We start from the raw sequence: 15,605 nt of genomic DNA on the forward strand, positions 1-15,605 counted from the left end.
ACCTCGCGCGTTGTCACCGGTCCGGGCGCGATGATGAGGGGACCCGGGCAACCGACAGCGCGAGAGGACACAGCGATGATCTTCATTACCGCGAAGTTCCTGATCAAGCCGGAGCACGCCGACGAGTGGCCGCGGGTCGCCGCGCCGTTCACCGAGGCGACCCGGGCCGAGCTGGGCTGCATGTGGTTCGAGTGGTCCCGCAGCCTGGACAACCCGCAGGAGTACGTGCTGGTCGAGGCGTTTAAGGACGGGGCCGCGGGGGCGGAGCACGTCGGGTCGGCGCACTTCAAGCAGGCGCAGCAGGACCTCCCGCGATACCTGATGGCCACCCCGAAGATCGTCAGCCAGTCCGTCGACCAGGACGGCTGGGCGGAGTTGGGGGAGATGCGCGTCGACGGATAGATCGCCTACGGTGTGCCGGTGTTCTGGAGAAGACGTTCCCAGCGACAGCCGGCTCCGCCGCCCACCGGCCGCCCGTCGGATGACGAGATCATGTGGCAGGTCCGTGCCGTGATCGGCGAGACGGCGCCCGCGCTCGTCGCCCCCGCCGTCGTCAAGGACGGCGTGCTGCTCGGCCGGCACGAACCCTGGGCGGTCATGGCGTTGCCCAACCACACGTCGTCGGAGAGCCACTACGACATCGCCTTCTCCACCCGGCTGGACCGCCGGGACGAGGGTCTGATCGTGGACTGCGTGAGCGGGATCGGCGAGCCGCGCGAGGCGCTCGGCTTCGCGCTGGGCATCTGGCGGCAGACGTCCGGCGCGTGCTTTATGGAGATGGCGTCCGGCGGGCGGGGCGAGTTCGCCACCCGGCTGGACGCGGACGACCCGGCCGGGCTGGCCGGATGGCACACGATCAGTTCGCCGGTGCTCGCGTACGGCCGGGACGAGGCGAGCGGGTCAGCTGTCCAGGAGGCGATGCTGGAGCACCATCTGCTCGGCGCCCTGTCGCCCTATCTGGCCGGCGCGCTCGACCGCCCGGTGAACAACGGCATCAAGGTGTTCCTCTGCCTGACGCCGGACTCGCTGACGGCCGAGGTGCGCGTCAACGGTGAGGTCGCCGAGGAGGCAACCGCGGCGATGGCCGCCCTGCCCTGGCCGGAGGTGACCGACGTGGTGTTCTGCCGCTTCTTCGCGGTCGCCGTTCACCCGGTCTGAGCGGTGGCCGGGTGGCGAGGGGTGCGTCGGACGGGGGGTGCGCTGATGGGCGTACGGAAAGCGGGGTTTGATCTGGCTTGCCCGGCCTGGCGGGGCCTGGCCGGGCGAGCGGGTCAGGAGATGGCGGCGGCGAGCGCCGGGTACCAGCGGTTGGCGATCTTGACGTTGCCGGCGTCGTTGGGGTGCACGCCGTCGTAGGTGTCGGTGGCCGTGTCGAAACCGGTCCACTGGTCGACCACGGTGATCGGTGAGGCGGCCGTGCTGAGCCCGGCCGCCCAGGCCGGGATCGCGGCGTTCAGGTCGACCACCCGCTGGGCGCACTCGGCGCAGGTGGACGGGTTCATCGGGATGATCTGCGCGACCAGGATCTTCATCGCCGGGTTGCTGGCGCGCATCTGCTTGATCAGGGTGGTGTACGCGGCCAGGACGGTCGAGGCCGGCAGGTTGCTCCACACGTCGTTGGTGCCGAAGTGCATCAGCACGACGTCCGGGTGGGTCGCGGCGAGCCAGTCGACCAGCAGGTTCTGGTTCGCCACGGTGGTGGCCAGGTAACCGCCGTGCCCCTCGTTCTCCCCGTCGTACGCGAAGCCGCAGCCCTGGCCGGGCAGTGTCCCGACGAAGTCCACCCGGTCGGCCGGGAGTTTCTGCCAGAGCAGGGCCCGCCAGCAGCCGGGGGAGCCGGTGATCGAGTCGCCCAGCGCCATGATCCTGGTCTTGGTGGTCGCTGGGGAGGACGGCGGTGTGCTGGGCGTCGTGGTGCTGCCGAAGCAGAGCACGCCGTTGACCGAGAAATCGGTCGGCGTCGGGTTGGCGCCGGTCCACGAGCCGTTGAAGCCGAACGAGGCCTTCCCGCCGGTCGCGACGGCGCCGTTCCAGGCCGCGTTGCGGACGGTCACGGCCGAGCCGGACTGGCTGACCGAGCCGTTCCACAGCTGCGTGACGGTCTGGCCGCCGGTGAACGTGAAGCCCAGCGACCACGCGGTGACCGGGTCGCCGAGGTTGGTGATCTCGACCGCGGCGCCGAAGCCGCCCGGCCACTGACTGGACACGGTGTACTGGACCGAGCAGCCGGCCGCCGCGTTCGCCCGGGTGGCGGTGGCGAACACGGAGCCGGCGAGCAGGGCACAGGCGCTGGCGAGGACGGCCAGCCTTCTTCGGTGCATGGTCTTACCTCCGCGGTGCAGGGGTGTGGGAGCGCTCCCATCAACATACATCGATACCGCGGCGGCGCTCATCCATGCGGGGTGAGGCGCGGCCGGACGATGCTCGCGTATTCCTGTCAGTCATGACCAGCGCTGCCGTGGACGCGTCGGCACTCCTGCGCAGCCGGCGGTACTGGCTGTTGCTGGTGCTGTCCGCCCTGATCGGTGTCGTCGTCTCGATCGCCTCCTGGGCGTTCCTGGAGATCACGCACTGGCTTCAGGTCGGGGTGTACGAGGACCTGCCGGACTCCCTCGGCTTCGCCGAGACGCCCTGGTGGTGGCCGCTGCCGGTGCTCGTACTGGCCGGGGTGATCGTCGCGGTCGCGATCGCCCGGCTGCCCGGAAACGGTGGTCACGAGCCCTCGGAGGGCCTGAAGACCGGCCCGCCCACCCGGCCCGTCGACGTCCCCGGTGTCCTGCTCGCCGCCGTCGCCACCATCGGTCTCGGGCTGGTCCTGGGCCCGGAGGCGCCCCTGCTCGCCCTCGGCACCGGCCTGGCCCTGTGGCTGCTCGGCCTGTCCCGCCGGCCGATGCCGGACCAGGCGATCCAGGTGGTGGCCGCGTCGGCCGCGTTCGCCGCGCTCGCGACCATCTTCGGATCGCCGGTCGTCGGCGCGGTGATCATCATCGAGGCGGCCGGCCTCGGCGGCTCCACGCTGCCGGTCATCCTGCTGCCCGGCCTGCTCGCGGCCGGGATCGGCTCGCTGATGTTCGTCGGCGTCGGCTCCCTGACCGGGCTGAGCACCGACGCGTTCGCGCTGCCGCCGCTCAGCCTCGCCGCCTACCCGACGCCGCAACTCACCGACTTCCTGTGGACGGTGCCGCTGGCACTCGCGGCGGCGCTCCTGGTCCACCTGGTCCTGCGGCTCGCGAAGGTGGTCCGGCACGCGGTGGAGGGCCGGCGCCTGCTGCTCACCCCGGTGGCGGCCCTGCTCGTCGGCCTGATCGCGGTCGCCTTCCAGGAGATCAGCGGACAGTCCGGCGAAGCCGTGCTCTTCTCCGGGCAGGAGGCGATGATCCCGCTGCTGCACCAGGCGGGGACCCTCTCCCTCGGCATCGTGGCGCTCCTCCTGGTGTGCAAGGCGCTGGCCTGGGCGCTGTCCCTGGGCGCCGCCCGGGGCGGCCCCACCTTCCCGGCGATCTTCATCGGGTTGGCCGGCGGGCTCCTCGCCGGGCACCTGCCCGGGTCCACCCCGACCGCGGCGATCGGTGTGCTGGTCGGCGCGACCCTGGTCGCGATGCTGCGCCAACCCCTCTCCTCGATCCTGATCGCCCTGCTGCTGACCCGTGCCGGCGCCGGGGTCGCTCCGCTGGTCATCCTGGCCGTCGTCGTCGCCTACATCGCCACGTTGCTGCTCGCGGCGCGCGGCCCCGCCACCGAACCGCGGATCTGATGGCGGCGCTTCTCCAGGGGATCGTGCCCTACCGGCGCGGCTGGCTGCGCCAGGACGTGGTCGCCGGGGTGACGCTCGCCGCGCTCGCGATTCCCGAGGTCATGGGCTACACGACGATCGCCGGGACGCCGGTGATCACGGGCCTCTACACGATCCTGTTGCCGGCCGTCGTCTTCGGTCTGCTCGGCTCCTCCCGGCACCTGGTCGTCGGCGGCGACTCGGCCACCGCGGCGATCATGTACGGCGGCATCGCGGCGCTGGGCATCGCGGGACTGGCGCCCGGCTCGTCGCAGTGGCTCGCGCTCGCCTCGCTGACCGCGCTGATCTGCGGCGTGCTGCTGATCCTGGCCCGGCTGGTCCGGCTGGGGTTCCTCGCCGACTTCATCTCGCGCACCGTCCTGGTCGGCTTCCTCACCGGGGTCGGCGTGCAGGTGGCCGCCGGGCAGATCGGCGGGATGCTCGGCGTGCCCGCGCCGAAGGTCGACGCCGGCCACCTGAGCGGGACGCTGGTCGGGCTCGGCAAGACGCTCGGCGAGATCGGCCAGGCGTCCGGCCCGACGGTCGCGGTGTCGGTCGCGGTGCTCGCCACGCTGCTCGTCTTCGGGCGGTGGATCAAGGCGGTACCCGGTGGCCTGGTGGCCGTGGTCGCGTCCATCGCCGTCAGCTACGTCGCCGATCTGCGCGCCCACGGCGTCGGGATCCTCGGGCCGGTGCCCAGCGGCCTGCCCCATCTCGGCTTTCCCAGCGGCGTGACCTGGAGCGACGTCGGTGGCCTGCTGGGCGTGTCGGTATCCATGTTCGTCGTGATCATCGCGCAGAGCGCCGCCACCTCCCGTGCCTACGCGGTCCGGTACCGGGAGCGGTTCTCGGCGAACACCGATCTGGTCGGTCTCAGCCTGGCCAACGTCGCCGCCGGGCTGAGCAGCAGTTTCGTCGTGAACGGCAGCCCGACCAAGACCGAGATGGTGGACGAGGCGAAGAGCCGTACCCAGGTCGCGCAGCTGACGATGGCGGTGACCGTCGCCGTCGTGCTGCTGTTCCTGACGAAACCGTTGCAGTACCTGCCGACCGCGGTGCTCTCGGCGGTGGTCTTCCTGATCGGCCTCAAGCTGATCGACATCGCCGGGATGCGGGCGATCTGGCGGCTGCGGCGCGACGAGTTCTGGATCGCGCTGGTGACGGCGGCCGTGGTGGTCGGCGTCGGTGTCGAGCAGGGCATCGTCCTGGCGATCGTGCTGTCGGTGCTGCTGCACGTGCGCCGGCACTACGCGCCGGTCGACACCGTGGTCTCACTGAACGCCGAGGGCCGGCTGCGGCTGGTCCCGGCCGAGCCCGGCGCGGTGACCGAACCCGGCCTGGTGATCTACCGCTTCGGTGTCGGGCTCTTCTACGCGAACGCGGCGCGCCTGATGGAGGAGGCCCTGGCGCTGGTCGACGTGGACCCGCGGCCGCGCTGGTTCGTGCTCCTGGCCGACGCGGTCGACGACCTGGACTACACCGGTGGCCAGACACTGGCCGAACTCGCCGAGAACCTCGCCGGGCGCAACGTCGTCTTCGGCGTGGTGGCCGTGACCGACCACCTGCGCGAGCAGCTCGACCGCTTCGGCGTGACCGAGCGGATCGGCGCGGAGCGGGTCTTCGCGACAGCCGTCGAGGCTCGCGCGGCCTTCCGCCGCGCCGACGCCGCGCCCGGCGGCCCTGCCAGCGGCGGGTGAGGGCGGCTCGCGCGGTTGCTTTGTCCGCGGCGGCGCGCGCGGCTACTTCTGTCTGCGGCGGCGCGCGCGGCTACTTCTGTCCGCGGCGACTCGCCCGGTTGCTCTGTCTGCGGCGGCGCGCGGCTACTTCTGTTGGCGGCGGCTCGCCCGGCTGCTCTGTCAGCGGCCGGCGAGTGCGGCCGCTCCCAGATTGCGGATCGAGGCGTCGAGGACCTGCGCCGTGTGCGCCAGCGCGATCGTCCCGCCGCGCCGGCGGACCGCGGCCGCGACCTGCATGAGGCAGCCCGGGTTCGCGGTGACCAGCACGGACGCCCCGGTGTCCAGGACCGCGGCGGCCTTGCGGTCGCCCAGCTCGGCGGCGGCCTCCGGGTTCAGCACGTTCCACACCCCGGCCGAGCCGCAGCAGATCTCCGCCTCGGCGATCTCGCGCAGCTCCAGATCCGGGATGCCGCGCAGCAGCGCCCGCGGCTGGGCCCGGATGCCCTGCGCGTGCCCGAGATGGCAGGCGTCGTGATAGGCCACCGTCACCGGCAGCGGATACCGTCTCGCCACCGGCTCCAGCTCGTCGAGCAACTCCGCGAGGTCGCGCACCTTCGCCGCGAAGGCCGCCGCCCGCCCCGCGTAACCCGGATCGTCCGCCAGCAACTCGCCGTACTCCTTCAGCGACGACCCGCACCCCGCCGCGTTCACCACGAAGTAGTCCATGCCGGTGCGCTCGAACGTGTCGATCAGCCGCCGCGCGAACCGCTCCGCCTCGGCCCGCCGCCCGTTGTGCACGCTCAGCGCCCCGCAGCATCCCTGCCCGGGCGGAATCAGCACGTCACACCCCTCGGCCGCGAGGATCCGCACGGTCGCCGAGTTCACCTCCGGGAAGAACGCCGACTGCACGCACCCGGTCAGCATCCCCACCACGGCCCGCCGCGTGCCACGGGCGGCGACCCGGCGCGGCGGTCGCGGCACGCGGCGCAGCCGCGGCGCCAGCGAGTCCAGCGTGGCCAGCGTCGGCGCGAGCCGCTCCAGAAGCCCACTGCGAGAGATCAAACCCTGCAAACCCGATTTCCGGTACGCCCAGAGCGGCCCCCGCAACAACCGCAGCCGCCGCGGATAGGGGAACACCGAGAAGATCGCCGCCCGCAACGCCCGGTCCCGTGCCGACCGGGGATGCCGCCGCTCCACCTGCGCTCGGGTGTCCTCGATCAGCCGGTCGTACCGCACCCCGGACGGGCACGCGGTCACACACGACATGCAGCCGAGGCACCGGTCGAAGTGGGTGACCATGGACTCGCTCAGCGGCTCGCCCTCCAGACCCTGCGCGATCAGATGGATCCGGCCGCGCGGGGAGTCCATCTCCTCGCCCCACAACACGTAGGTCGGGCAGGTGGTCAGGCAGAACCCACAGTGCACGCAGTCGGACACGAGCTCACTCGACGGCGGGTGCACCCCGTCGAACGCCCCCGCCCCGCCCCCGTTCTCCGCGGCCCGCAGCGCGTCCGGCGGAACCGGCCCGGTGCCCCGGGTCGCGTCCACATCAGCCATCAGATGCCTCCTACGAAGCGGCCCGGGGCGAACCGGTAGTGCGGATCGAACTGGTCCTTGACCCGGCGCATCAGCTCCAGCCCCGGCACCGGCCCCCACATGTCCAGGGTGTCGCGCACCCCGTCCGGCGCGGTCAGCACCACGGCGTGCCCACATGCCCGGACGGCCGCCGCCCGCAGCAGCTCGACCGCCCGCCCGGCCTCGACCACGGCGTCCGCCCCCTCCCCGTCGGGTGGGAAGCCCGCATAGAGCACCCCGGCGCCCGCCGAGCCACGCACCGTCGCGCCCGCCCCGACCGCGGTCGCCACCAACGCCGGGACCTGCGACAACCTGCCGGTCAGCTTGATCCCGACGCCGCCGTCCGGCCAGGGCAGCACGTCCCACCACTCCGGTGCTGTGCCGGACACCTCGCCGTCGAGCAGCTCCGCCACGGCGGCCGCCCGCTCCCGCACGCCGGCCGGGGTGCCCTCCAGCAGCACCGCGAGCTCGGGCTCCGCCCCGGGGGCGGCGTTGACCTCGCACGCGCTGGCGGCGAACTGTCCGGCCAGGACCCGCGCGGCGTGTCCGGGCGGGGCGGTCGCGCGTACGAAAATCGCAGCGGCCGGAACCGGATGCAACCGGAAGACGCACTCGGTGATCAGCCCGAGGGTGCCGAAGGCGCCCGTGTAGAGCTTGCCCAGGTCATAACCGGCGACGTTCTTGACCACCTTGCCGCCGGCCTTGGTGATCGTGCCGTCCGGGCGGACCACGGTGATGCCGATCAGCAGGTCGCGAGCCGTGCCGTAACGCAGCCGGCGGGGACCGGAGGCGTTGGCCGCGACCGTGCCGCCGGCTGTCGCGGCGGGCGGCGCGTCCAGCGCGAGCTGCTGGCCGGGCAGGTCGTGCAGCTCGGCCATCGGGGTGCCGGCCCGGACCACGGTGATCAGGTCACCGGCGGCGTGCTCGACCACCCCGGTCAGCCGCCGGGTGTCGATGATCAGGTCCAGCTCGCGGGGCGGGACACCCCAGTCCAGCTTGGTCCCGCCGCCGCGGATCACCACGCTCAGCCCCTGCGCGGCGCTGATCAGGGCGGCCGCCTCGGTGGTGTCCCGCGGGGCGGCGACCAGGCGGGCCGGCACGCCGCCGACCGCGTCCTCGCCCCCGGCCTTCGTCGTCAGCTCGTCGAGCACGCCCATCAGAAGACCTCCGCCACGTCCTGCTCGTGCAGCGGATGGGCGCCCTGCCGGCGGCCCGGGCGCTCGCCGCACAGCCGTGGGGTGGGGAAGACCTTGCCCGGGTTGGCGATCCCGTCCGGGTCGAACGCGCACCGGACCAGCTGCATGGTGTCCAGGTCGGCGTCGCTGAACATGCGTGGCATGTAGCGTGCCTTGTCGACGCCGACGCCGTGCTCACCGGTGATCGAGCCGCCGTGCTCGATGCACAGGTCGAGGATCGCCCCGGACACCGTCTCGGCGCGGTCGGCCTGGCCGGGCACGGTGTCGTCGAAGAGCACCAGGGGATGCAGGTTGCCGTCGCCGGCATGGAACACGTTCGCCACGCGGACGCCGTGCTCGGCGGCGACCTCGCCGATGCGGCGCAGCACCTCGGGCAGCGCGGTCCGCGGGATCACCCCGTCCTGCACGATGTAGTCCGGGCTGATCCGGCCGACGGCGGCGAACGCCGACTTGCGGCCGCGCCAGATCAGCGCCCGCTCGGTGTCGTCGGCGGCGATCCGGGTCTCGAACGCGCCGTGCGCCGCGCAGAGCGCGCTGACCTCGTCGAACTGGGCATCCACCTCGGCGGCCGGCCCGTCCAGCTCGACGATCAGCACGGCGCCGGCGCCGGCCGGGTAACCGCACCGGACGGCGGCCTCGGCGGCCTCGATGGCCAGCGCGTCCATCATCTCGATGGCGGCCGGGACCACGCCGGCCGCGATGATCGCCGAGGTGGCGGCGCCGGCCTGGTCGGTGGAGCCGAACGCGGCGAGCAGCGTGCGGACCGTCTCGGGCAGCCGGGTCAGCTTGACGGTGACCTCGGTGGCCACCCCGAGCGTGCCCTCCGAGCCGACGAACGCGCCGAGCAGGTCGTAACCCGGGGTGTCCGGGGCGGGGCCGCCGAGCCGGACCAGGTCGCCGTCCGGGGTGACCACCTCGAGGCCGGTGACGTGGTTGGTGGTGAAGCCGTATTTCAGGCAGTGGGCGCCGCCCGAGTTCTCCGCGACGTTGCCGCCGATCGAGCAGATCTGCTGGCTGGACGGGTCGGGGGCGTAGTAGTAACCGTGCGGGGTGGCGGCCTTGGTGACCTGCAGGTTGATCACGCCGGGCTGGACCACGGCGCGCTCGTCCTCCGGCCGGACGTCGAGGATCTCGCGGAGCTGGGAGGTCACGATCAGCACGCCGTCGGCGTGCGGCAGGGCGCCACCGGACAGGCCGGTGCCGGAGCCGCGGGCGACGAACGGGACGCCGGCCGCGGCGCACTCCCGGACCACCGCGGCGACCTGCTCGGCGGTGCCGGGGAGGGCGACCAGGGCGGGGATGACCTTGTAATGGGCGAGGCCGTCACACTCGTACGTCCGGAGTTGCTGGCGGTCGGTCAGCACCCGTCGCGAACCGATCGCGGCCCGCAGCCGAGCCGCCAATGCATCGATGCCGGTCATCACAGGCCTCCTCGCTGACGCCTACCGCCACGCTATCGGTGATCGCTGCGGCGCGCGACGGCCGACCTCGTGCCTGTGGAAAACTCCGGAGCTCACGGTGGGAGCCCTGGGTGGGCGTGACGTCACGCCCCGTCGAGCTTTTCGTCCGTCGGCCGAAGTCTGTCACTATGGCCGGATGTTCGTGACCGCCAGACCGCTCCGGGTCGCCGTCGCCGCCGTCTTCGCCCTGGTCGCGGCGGCCGGCTGTAGCTCGGACGACGACACCCCGGACGCCGGCCGGATCGAGGTGACGACCATGCGCGGCGCGTTCCTGCAGGCCGCCGACATCGGTCCGACCTGGAGCGCGCCGGAGACCAGCGCCGACCCGCAGCAGATGGTGAGTTTCTGCGGCGGCGCCAGCACCCCGCCGTCGCTGCCGCCGGGCGCCGACCCGGTGTCCTCGTCGTTCGCCGACGAGGGCGAGACCGGCGCGCAGACCCTGGAGCAGCTCGCCCTGGTCTACCCGGATCAGAAAGCGGCGCAGGCCGGGCAGGCGCTGCTGCGCGCGGTCGCCGACGGCTGCCCGCCGTCGGTCTCCGTGCCGGCCACGGTGACCAGCGACAAGTCCGAGCCGGCCTACGTCGAGACGGTCGAGGTGCAGGAGCTCAGCGAGGGCGGCTGGTCCGGGTTCGCGCTGGTCCGGCACAAGAAGTACGAGGCGAGCCACCCTGGGACCGCGGACACCGCGGTGGCCGTGCTGACCACCCGCAACGTGGTGCTCGTCGACACCTACGCGATCTATCAGCTGAACAAGTCGGAGTCCGCGCCCGGCTTCGAGGCGGACTGGAAGAAGCTGGTCGGCTCGGTCGTCCAGCGGGTGGGATAGACAGGCGGACGCGCTTGGTCTAATGTTCGCGGTGCGCCGTTGCGAGTTCTTCCCCCGTGGAATTCGCAGCGGCGCCCTTATTTTGCCCACTCTCGGGCGACTCCCAGGTTTCGAACCTTGAGCGATGCTCAACTCTCGCCTAGGCTCATGCCTGGCTCATCAACCTCAGTTTACGGCCGCCGGCATCGGGGGATGTGCATCAGCCTGCCCGCAGGGCATCGTTGCTGCTCATGGCGTCCATCTGGGAGAGTCACCGGTGGGGGGTGGTGCGGAGTGGCCGCTACAGGAGGGGTCTTCTCGATCGCGGGGAAGCTGGATCGGCTCTTCCGCACCACGGGCGGGCCCGAGCCCAGCCACATGGCGGTCGCCGAGGCGATCCGGGAGCGGCAGGGCATCTCGATCTCGCACACCTACATCTGGCAGCTGCGCACCGGCCGCCGGGACAACCCGACCGTGCAGCATCTGACCGCCCTGGCCGCCTACTTCGGCGTGCCGGTGGCGTATTTCCTGGACGACGAGCTGGCCGCCCGGGTCGACTCCCAACTGGAGCTGCTGCGCAGCCTGCGCACCGCCGGGGTCACCGAGATCGCGCTGCGGGCCGCCGACGTGTCGCCGCGCGGCCGGGAGACGATCAGCGAGGCGATCCGGCAGGTCTGGGAGTCCGAGCACCCGACTGCCGGCTGAGCACGCGGTACGCCGCACTCACCCGGGACAGCCAGGCCACCTCGTCGGCCATCTCCGGGCCGACCACCGCCCAGGCGCCGCCCGGTTCGGCCGGCGGCTCGCCGGACGCGCGCCGCCGCAGCGCCTCGATCAGCGCCCGCGCCTCGGTCACCGCCGGATCCTCGCCGGGCGGCGCCGCCGGGCAGGCCGGCAGGTGCTCGCGCAGCGCCAGCATCCCGTCCCGGATCTCGATCACCCGCCGGTACACCCGCAGCCGGGCACCCGCCGAGCCCGGGAAGACCAGCGCCGCCCGGGCCGGCTGCATCAGCACCACCTGCGGGAACGCCCGCCGGATCGCGTTCCACAGCGGCCGCAGCACCAGCAGCGTCCGATACGCCCCCAGCACCGCCCGCAGCCGGGCCGCCGGGGGAGCGGTGCCACCCGCCACGAACAGCACCAGCCCGGCGGCGTGCAGCGCCTCCGGGTACGGCTGCCAGACGCGGAAGTCCACCTGCACGCCGGCGCCCCGGACCAGCACGAGCGCCAGTTCACCGGCGGCGTACCCGGCCAGCAGCAGGCTGCCGGCCCCCATCGCGAGCAGCCCGTCGCGCAGCGCGCCGGCCGGGGCGCCCCGCCGGACCGTCGCGCACGCCCAGCCGGCCCGGATCAGGATCAGGATCAGGTAGCCGTCGAGCACCAGCCAGTACGCCGCGTCCCTCGGGGTGACCCCGGCGGTCAGCGAGTCCGCGCAGGCCGGCACCCCATGCCACCCGGTCAGCACCAGGAAGGCCAGCACCGCCGCGGTCAGCGCCCGCTGCCGGGCCACCCGCCCGGAGCCGGTGACCAGCGAGATCAGCCGCAGCAAGAGGTACGCCGAGAACACCCCGAGCAGGTGCGCCGGCATCGGCACGTCCCGCCCGGCGTTCAGCGCCGGCAGCGCCACGGTGACCGCGAGCGCACCGGCCAGCAGGCTGCCCCAGAGCAGCCGCTGCCGCGCGTTCTCCCGGATCGCGGGCAGGCGCGCCAGGGTACCCAGCCAGAGGACGGTGGCCAGGGCGGCGCCGGCCGTCACGACAGGTGGACGCCGAGCGCGGCGGCGAACCGGCCGAGCGGGTCGTCGCGCTCCGGCATCGCCGCGGTGCGGATCATCGAGGCCAGCATCTCGGCCTCCCGCTCGTCGGCGGTGGTGTGCCCGCTGCGGCCCAGCGCCCGGACCACCAGCTCCGGGTCGAGGTCCGGGAAGAGGTGCGAGAACGCCGGACCGGCCGAGTGGTCGCAGAGGATGTGCGCGATCTCGTGCAGCACGATGTGCTCGGCGTGCAGCGGGGTGGTGCCCGGGTCGTAGAAGACGTAGTCCGCCGAGGGCGTCGCCAGCCAGAGCCCGCAGGGCGCCCCGCTGCCCAGCCCGGACAGTGGCCGGCGGTGCAGCGGGCGGCCGCGCCGCGCAGCCACTTCAGCGCTGAAAAGGTCGAGGTCGAAAGGATGCGGGACGCGGATGCCGCGCAGTCGCCGTTCGCAACGCCGGCGCAGACCCTCCATTGCCGAAACGGTACCCGGTGGGTGCCCGATGCTCGTAACTGCGCGGAGAGAGCGTGATCCGATCAGGGACCTTCGCGTGGGTGTGTAAAAGTCCACGTGACTGTTAACTATTCACCGTAGACGTGCTTAGCCTTACGAATCTCGGGGCACGAACGTATTCGGCCGCGGATTCTTAGGTGGAGGTGGGTGCGGCATGAAGTTCGTCTACGACTTCCATGAGGGCAACAAGGACCTCAAAGACCTGCTGGGTGGCAAGGGCGCCAATCTCGCGGAGATGACGAACCTCGGCCTGCCGGTTCCTCCCGGATTCACCATCACCACCGAGGCGTGCCAGGAGTTCCTGCGCGTCGGCACGCATGTGCCCGGCCTGGCCGCCGAGGTCGACGAGCACCTGGCCGCGCTGGAACGGGCGATGGGCCGCCGGCTCGGTGACCCGGACGACCCGCTGCTGGTCTCGGTGCGCTCCGGCGCCAAGTTCTCGATGCCCGGCATGATGGAGACCGTTCTCAACGTCGGGCTCAACGACGCGTCGGTGGCCGGGTTGTCCCGGCAGGCCGGGGGGAACGACCGGTTCGCCTGGGACTCGTACCGGCGGCTGATCCAGATGTTCGGCAAGACCGTGTGCGACGTGCCGGGCGGCGAGTTCGAGGACGCGCTGCACGAGGCGAAGACGGCCAAGGGCGTCAAGGACGACGTCCAGTTGGACGCGGACGACCTGAAGGCGCTGGTCACGGCGTACAAAAAGGTCTTTGTCAAACACACCGGGCACGACTTCCCGCAGGATCCGCGCGAACAGCTGGATCTGGCGGTCGAAGCGGTCTTCCGGTCGTGGAACGCGGACCGCGCCGTGCTCTACCGGCGGCAGGAGCGGATCCCGGCCGACCTGGGCACCGCGGTCAACGTGGTCGCCATGGTCTTCGGCAACCTGGGCGCCGACTCGGGCACCGGCGTCGCCTTCACCCGCGACCCGGCCAGCGGCGAGCAGGGCGTCTACGGCGACTACCTGGCCAACGCGCAGGGCGAGGACGTGGTGGCCGGCATCCGCAACACCCTCGCGCTCGCCGAGCTGGAGAAACTCGACAAGCGCAGCTACGACGAGCTGATGCGGATCATGGCGACGCTGGAGGGCCACTACCGCGACCTCTGCGACATCGAGTTCACCATCGAGCGCGGCAAGCTGTGGATGCTCCAGACCCGGGTCGGCAAGCGCACCGCCGCCGCGGCCTTCACCATCGCGGCCCAACTGGTCGACGAGGGTGTGATCGACCTGGACGAGGCGCTCACCCGGGTCACCGGCAACCAGCTCGGGCAGCTGATGTTCCCGCGGTTCGACCTCTCCGGATCGCCGGAATCGGTCACCCGGGGCATCGGCGCGTCTCCGGGCGCGGCCTACGGCGAGGTGGTCTTCACCTCGGCGCGGGCGGTCGAGGCCGCCGCCCAGGGGAAGTCCGTGATCCTGGTACGCCGCGAGACCAACCCGGACGACCTGCCCGGCATGATCGCCGCCCGGGGCATCCTGACCAGCCGCGGCGGCAAGACGTCGCACGCCGCCGTGGTGGCCCGCGGCATGGGCAAGACGTGTGTCTGCGGGGCCGACGAGGTCGAGGTGGGCTCCTCCTCGTTCGCGGTGGGCGAGACGGTCGTGAACGAGGGCGACGTCATCTCCATCGACGGCACCACCGGCCGGGTCTACCTCGGCGAGGTGCCGGTCCGGCCCAGCGAGGTGGTGCAGTACTTCGAGGGTGACCTGGACCCGGCACACGCCAACGAGCCCCTGGTCGCGGCGGTGCACCGGATCATCACGCACGCCGACGAGAAGCGTCGGCTGAACGTGCGCACCAACGCCGACACCGGCGCCGACGCGGCCCGGGCGCGGCGGTTCGGCGCGCAGGGGATCGGGCTGTGCCGTACCGAGCACATGTTCCTCGGCGACCGCCGCGAGCTGGTCGAGCGGCTGATCCTGGCGCGCACCGACGCCGAGCGCAACGACGCGCTCGCCGCGCTCCAGCCGCTGCAACGGGCCGACTTCCTGGAGATCTTCCGGGAGATGAACGGGCTGCCGGTCACCGTCCGGCTGATCGACCCGCCGCTGCACGAGTTCCTGCCCTCCCTGGAGGAGCTCGCGGTCAAGGTCGCGGTCGCGCACGAGCACGGCCGGCGGGTCGAGCACGACGAGCAGATGCTCGCCGCGGTCCGCCGGATGCACGAGCAGAACCCGATGCTGGGCCTGCGCGGGGTCCGGCTCGGCCTGGTCATTCCCGGACTCTTCGGGATGCAGGTGCGGGCCATCGCGGAGGCCGCCGTGGCACTCGCCGCCGAGGGCGGCAACCCGCGCCCGGAGATCATGGTGCCGCTGGTCGGCGCGGTGCAGGAGCTGGAGACGGTGCGCGCCGAGGCCGAGCGGATCATCGCCGACGTGATCGGGGACTCCGGCGTCGAGGTGCTGATCGGCACGATGATCGAGGTGCCGCGGGCGGCGCTGACCGCCGGGCAGATCGCCGAGGCGGCCGAGTTCTTCTCCTTCGGCACCAACGACCTGACCCAGATGGGCTGGGGCTTCTCCCGCGACGACGTCGAGGGCGCGTTCTTCTGGCGCTACCTGGAGCTGGGCATCTTCGGGATCAGCCCGTTCGAGTCGATCGACACCGAGGGCGTCGGGCGGCTGGTCCGGATCGCGGCCGAGGAGGGCCGGGCGACCCGGCCCGGGCTCAAGCTCGGCGTGTGCGGCGAGCACGGCGGTGACCCGGACTCGGTGCACTTCTTCCACGAGGTGGGGCTGGACTACGTGTCCTGCTCGCCGTTCCGGGTCCCGATCGCGCGGCTGGAGGCCGGGCGCGCGGCGGTCGAGTCGGAGGGCTCCGACCACCGCTGACCCCTGAACCCGGGCGGCCCCGCGAC

Annotated in this window: 13 protein-coding genes; 7 read left to right on the top strand and 6 right to left on the bottom strand. The window is 72.5% G+C overall.

Going from position 1 to position 15,605, the window contains the following annotated elements; genetic code table 11:
• Positions 1–75 precede the first annotated feature (75 nt).
• Positions 76–402, top strand: coding sequence for a putative quinol monooxygenase (locus tag Aiant_RS35570; RefSeq protein WP_189334010.1), 327 nt, complete (start codon positions 76–78; stop codon positions 400–402).
• A gap of 18 nt (positions 403–420) precedes the next feature.
• Positions 421–1,158, top strand: coding sequence for a DUF6348 family protein (locus Aiant_RS35575; RefSeq protein ID WP_189334011.1), 738 nt, complete (start codon positions 421–423; stop codon positions 1,156–1,158).
• A gap of 113 nt (positions 1,159–1,271) precedes the next feature.
• On the opposite strand, the gene Aiant_RS35580 is transcribed toward Aiant_RS35575, so the two are convergent.
• Positions 1,272–2,321: a cellulose binding domain-containing protein gene (locus tag Aiant_RS35580; RefSeq protein ID WP_189334012.1), complete on the bottom strand. Its 1,050-nt coding sequence runs from the start codon at positions 2,319–2,321 to the stop codon at positions 1,272–1,274.
• A 122-nt stretch (positions 2,322–2,443) separates the two neighbouring features.
• Between Aiant_RS35580 and Aiant_RS35585 the strand changes: the two genes are divergently transcribed.
• Together Aiant_RS35585 and Aiant_RS35590 are read left to right on the top strand one after the other, a co-directional pair.
• Positions 2,444–3,754: a chloride channel protein gene (locus Aiant_RS35585; RefSeq protein ID WP_189334013.1), complete on the top strand. Its 1,311-nt coding sequence runs from the start codon at positions 2,444–2,446 to the stop codon at positions 3,752–3,754.
• Complete coding sequence (locus tag Aiant_RS35590; RefSeq protein ID WP_189334014.1) at positions 3,754–5,469, top strand: SulP family inorganic anion transporter; 1,716 nt, start codon at positions 3,754–3,756, stop codon at positions 5,467–5,469. Before Aiant_RS35585 ends, Aiant_RS35590 begins: the two co-directional genes overlap by 1 nt.
• A gap of 159 nt (positions 5,470–5,628) precedes the next feature.
• On the opposite strand, the gene Aiant_RS35595 is transcribed toward Aiant_RS35590, so the two are convergent.
• From Aiant_RS35595 to Aiant_RS35605, 3 genes are read right to left on the bottom strand one after another with little or no spacing between them, the layout of a single operon-like run.
• Positions 5,629–7,005: a (Fe-S)-binding protein gene (locus Aiant_RS35595; protein ID WP_189334015.1), complete on the bottom strand. Its 1,377-nt coding sequence runs from the start codon at positions 7,003–7,005 to the stop codon at positions 5,629–5,631.
• Positions 7,005–8,180: an FAD-binding oxidoreductase gene (locus Aiant_RS35600; protein WP_189334016.1), complete on the bottom strand. Its 1,176-nt coding sequence runs from the start codon at positions 8,178–8,180 to the stop codon at positions 7,005–7,007. Before Aiant_RS35600 ends, Aiant_RS35595 begins: the two co-directional genes overlap by 1 nt.
• Entirely contained in the window at positions 8,180–9,640 is a 1,461-nt protein-coding gene (locus tag Aiant_RS35605) for an FAD-linked oxidase C-terminal domain-containing protein (RefSeq protein ID WP_189334017.1), read from the bottom strand. Before Aiant_RS35605 ends, Aiant_RS35600 begins: the two co-directional genes overlap by 1 nt.
• 175 nt (positions 9,641–9,815) lie before the next feature.
• Between Aiant_RS35605 and Aiant_RS35610 the strand changes: the two genes are divergently transcribed.
• Both Aiant_RS35610 and Aiant_RS35615 read left to right on the top strand, forming a co-directional pair.
• Positions 9,816–10,505, top strand: coding sequence for a hypothetical protein (locus Aiant_RS35610; RefSeq protein WP_189334018.1), 690 nt, complete (start codon positions 9,816–9,818; stop codon positions 10,503–10,505).
• Positions 10,506–10,778: 273 nt separating this feature from the next.
• The gene (locus Aiant_RS35615) at positions 10,779–11,189 is read left to right on the top strand and encodes a helix-turn-helix domain-containing protein (RefSeq protein ID WP_189334019.1); all 411 of its coding nucleotides are present in this window, start codon (positions 10,779–10,781) and stop codon (positions 11,187–11,189) included.
• Here Aiant_RS35615 and Aiant_RS35620 read toward each other — a convergent pair.
• Both Aiant_RS35620 and Aiant_RS35625 read right to left on the bottom strand, forming a co-directional pair.
• Complete coding sequence (locus Aiant_RS35620; RefSeq protein ID WP_189334020.1) at positions 11,137–12,240, bottom strand: MAB_1171c family putative transporter; 1,104 nt, start codon at positions 12,238–12,240, stop codon at positions 11,137–11,139. The two genes, Aiant_RS35615 and Aiant_RS35620, sit on opposite strands and share 53 nt — an antisense overlap.
• Complete coding sequence (locus Aiant_RS35625) at positions 12,237–12,620, bottom strand: hypothetical protein (RefSeq protein ID WP_212846602.1); 384 nt, start codon at positions 12,618–12,620, stop codon at positions 12,237–12,239. The genes Aiant_RS35620 and Aiant_RS35625 overlap by 4 nt, the downstream gene beginning before the upstream one ends.
• A 280-nt stretch (positions 12,621–12,900) precedes the next feature.
• Between Aiant_RS35625 and ppdK the strand changes: the two genes are divergently transcribed.
• Entirely contained in the window at positions 12,901–15,579 is a 2,679-nt protein-coding gene (ppdK, locus tag Aiant_RS35630; protein ID WP_189334022.1) for a pyruvate, phosphate dikinase, read from the top strand.
• Positions 15,580–15,605 lie beyond the last annotated feature (26 nt).

It is taken from the genome of Actinoplanes ianthinogenes (genome assembly GCF_018324205.1).
GTDB classification, from domain to species: Bacteria; Actinomycetota; Actinomycetes; order Mycobacteriales; family Micromonosporaceae; genus Actinoplanes; species Actinoplanes ianthinogenes.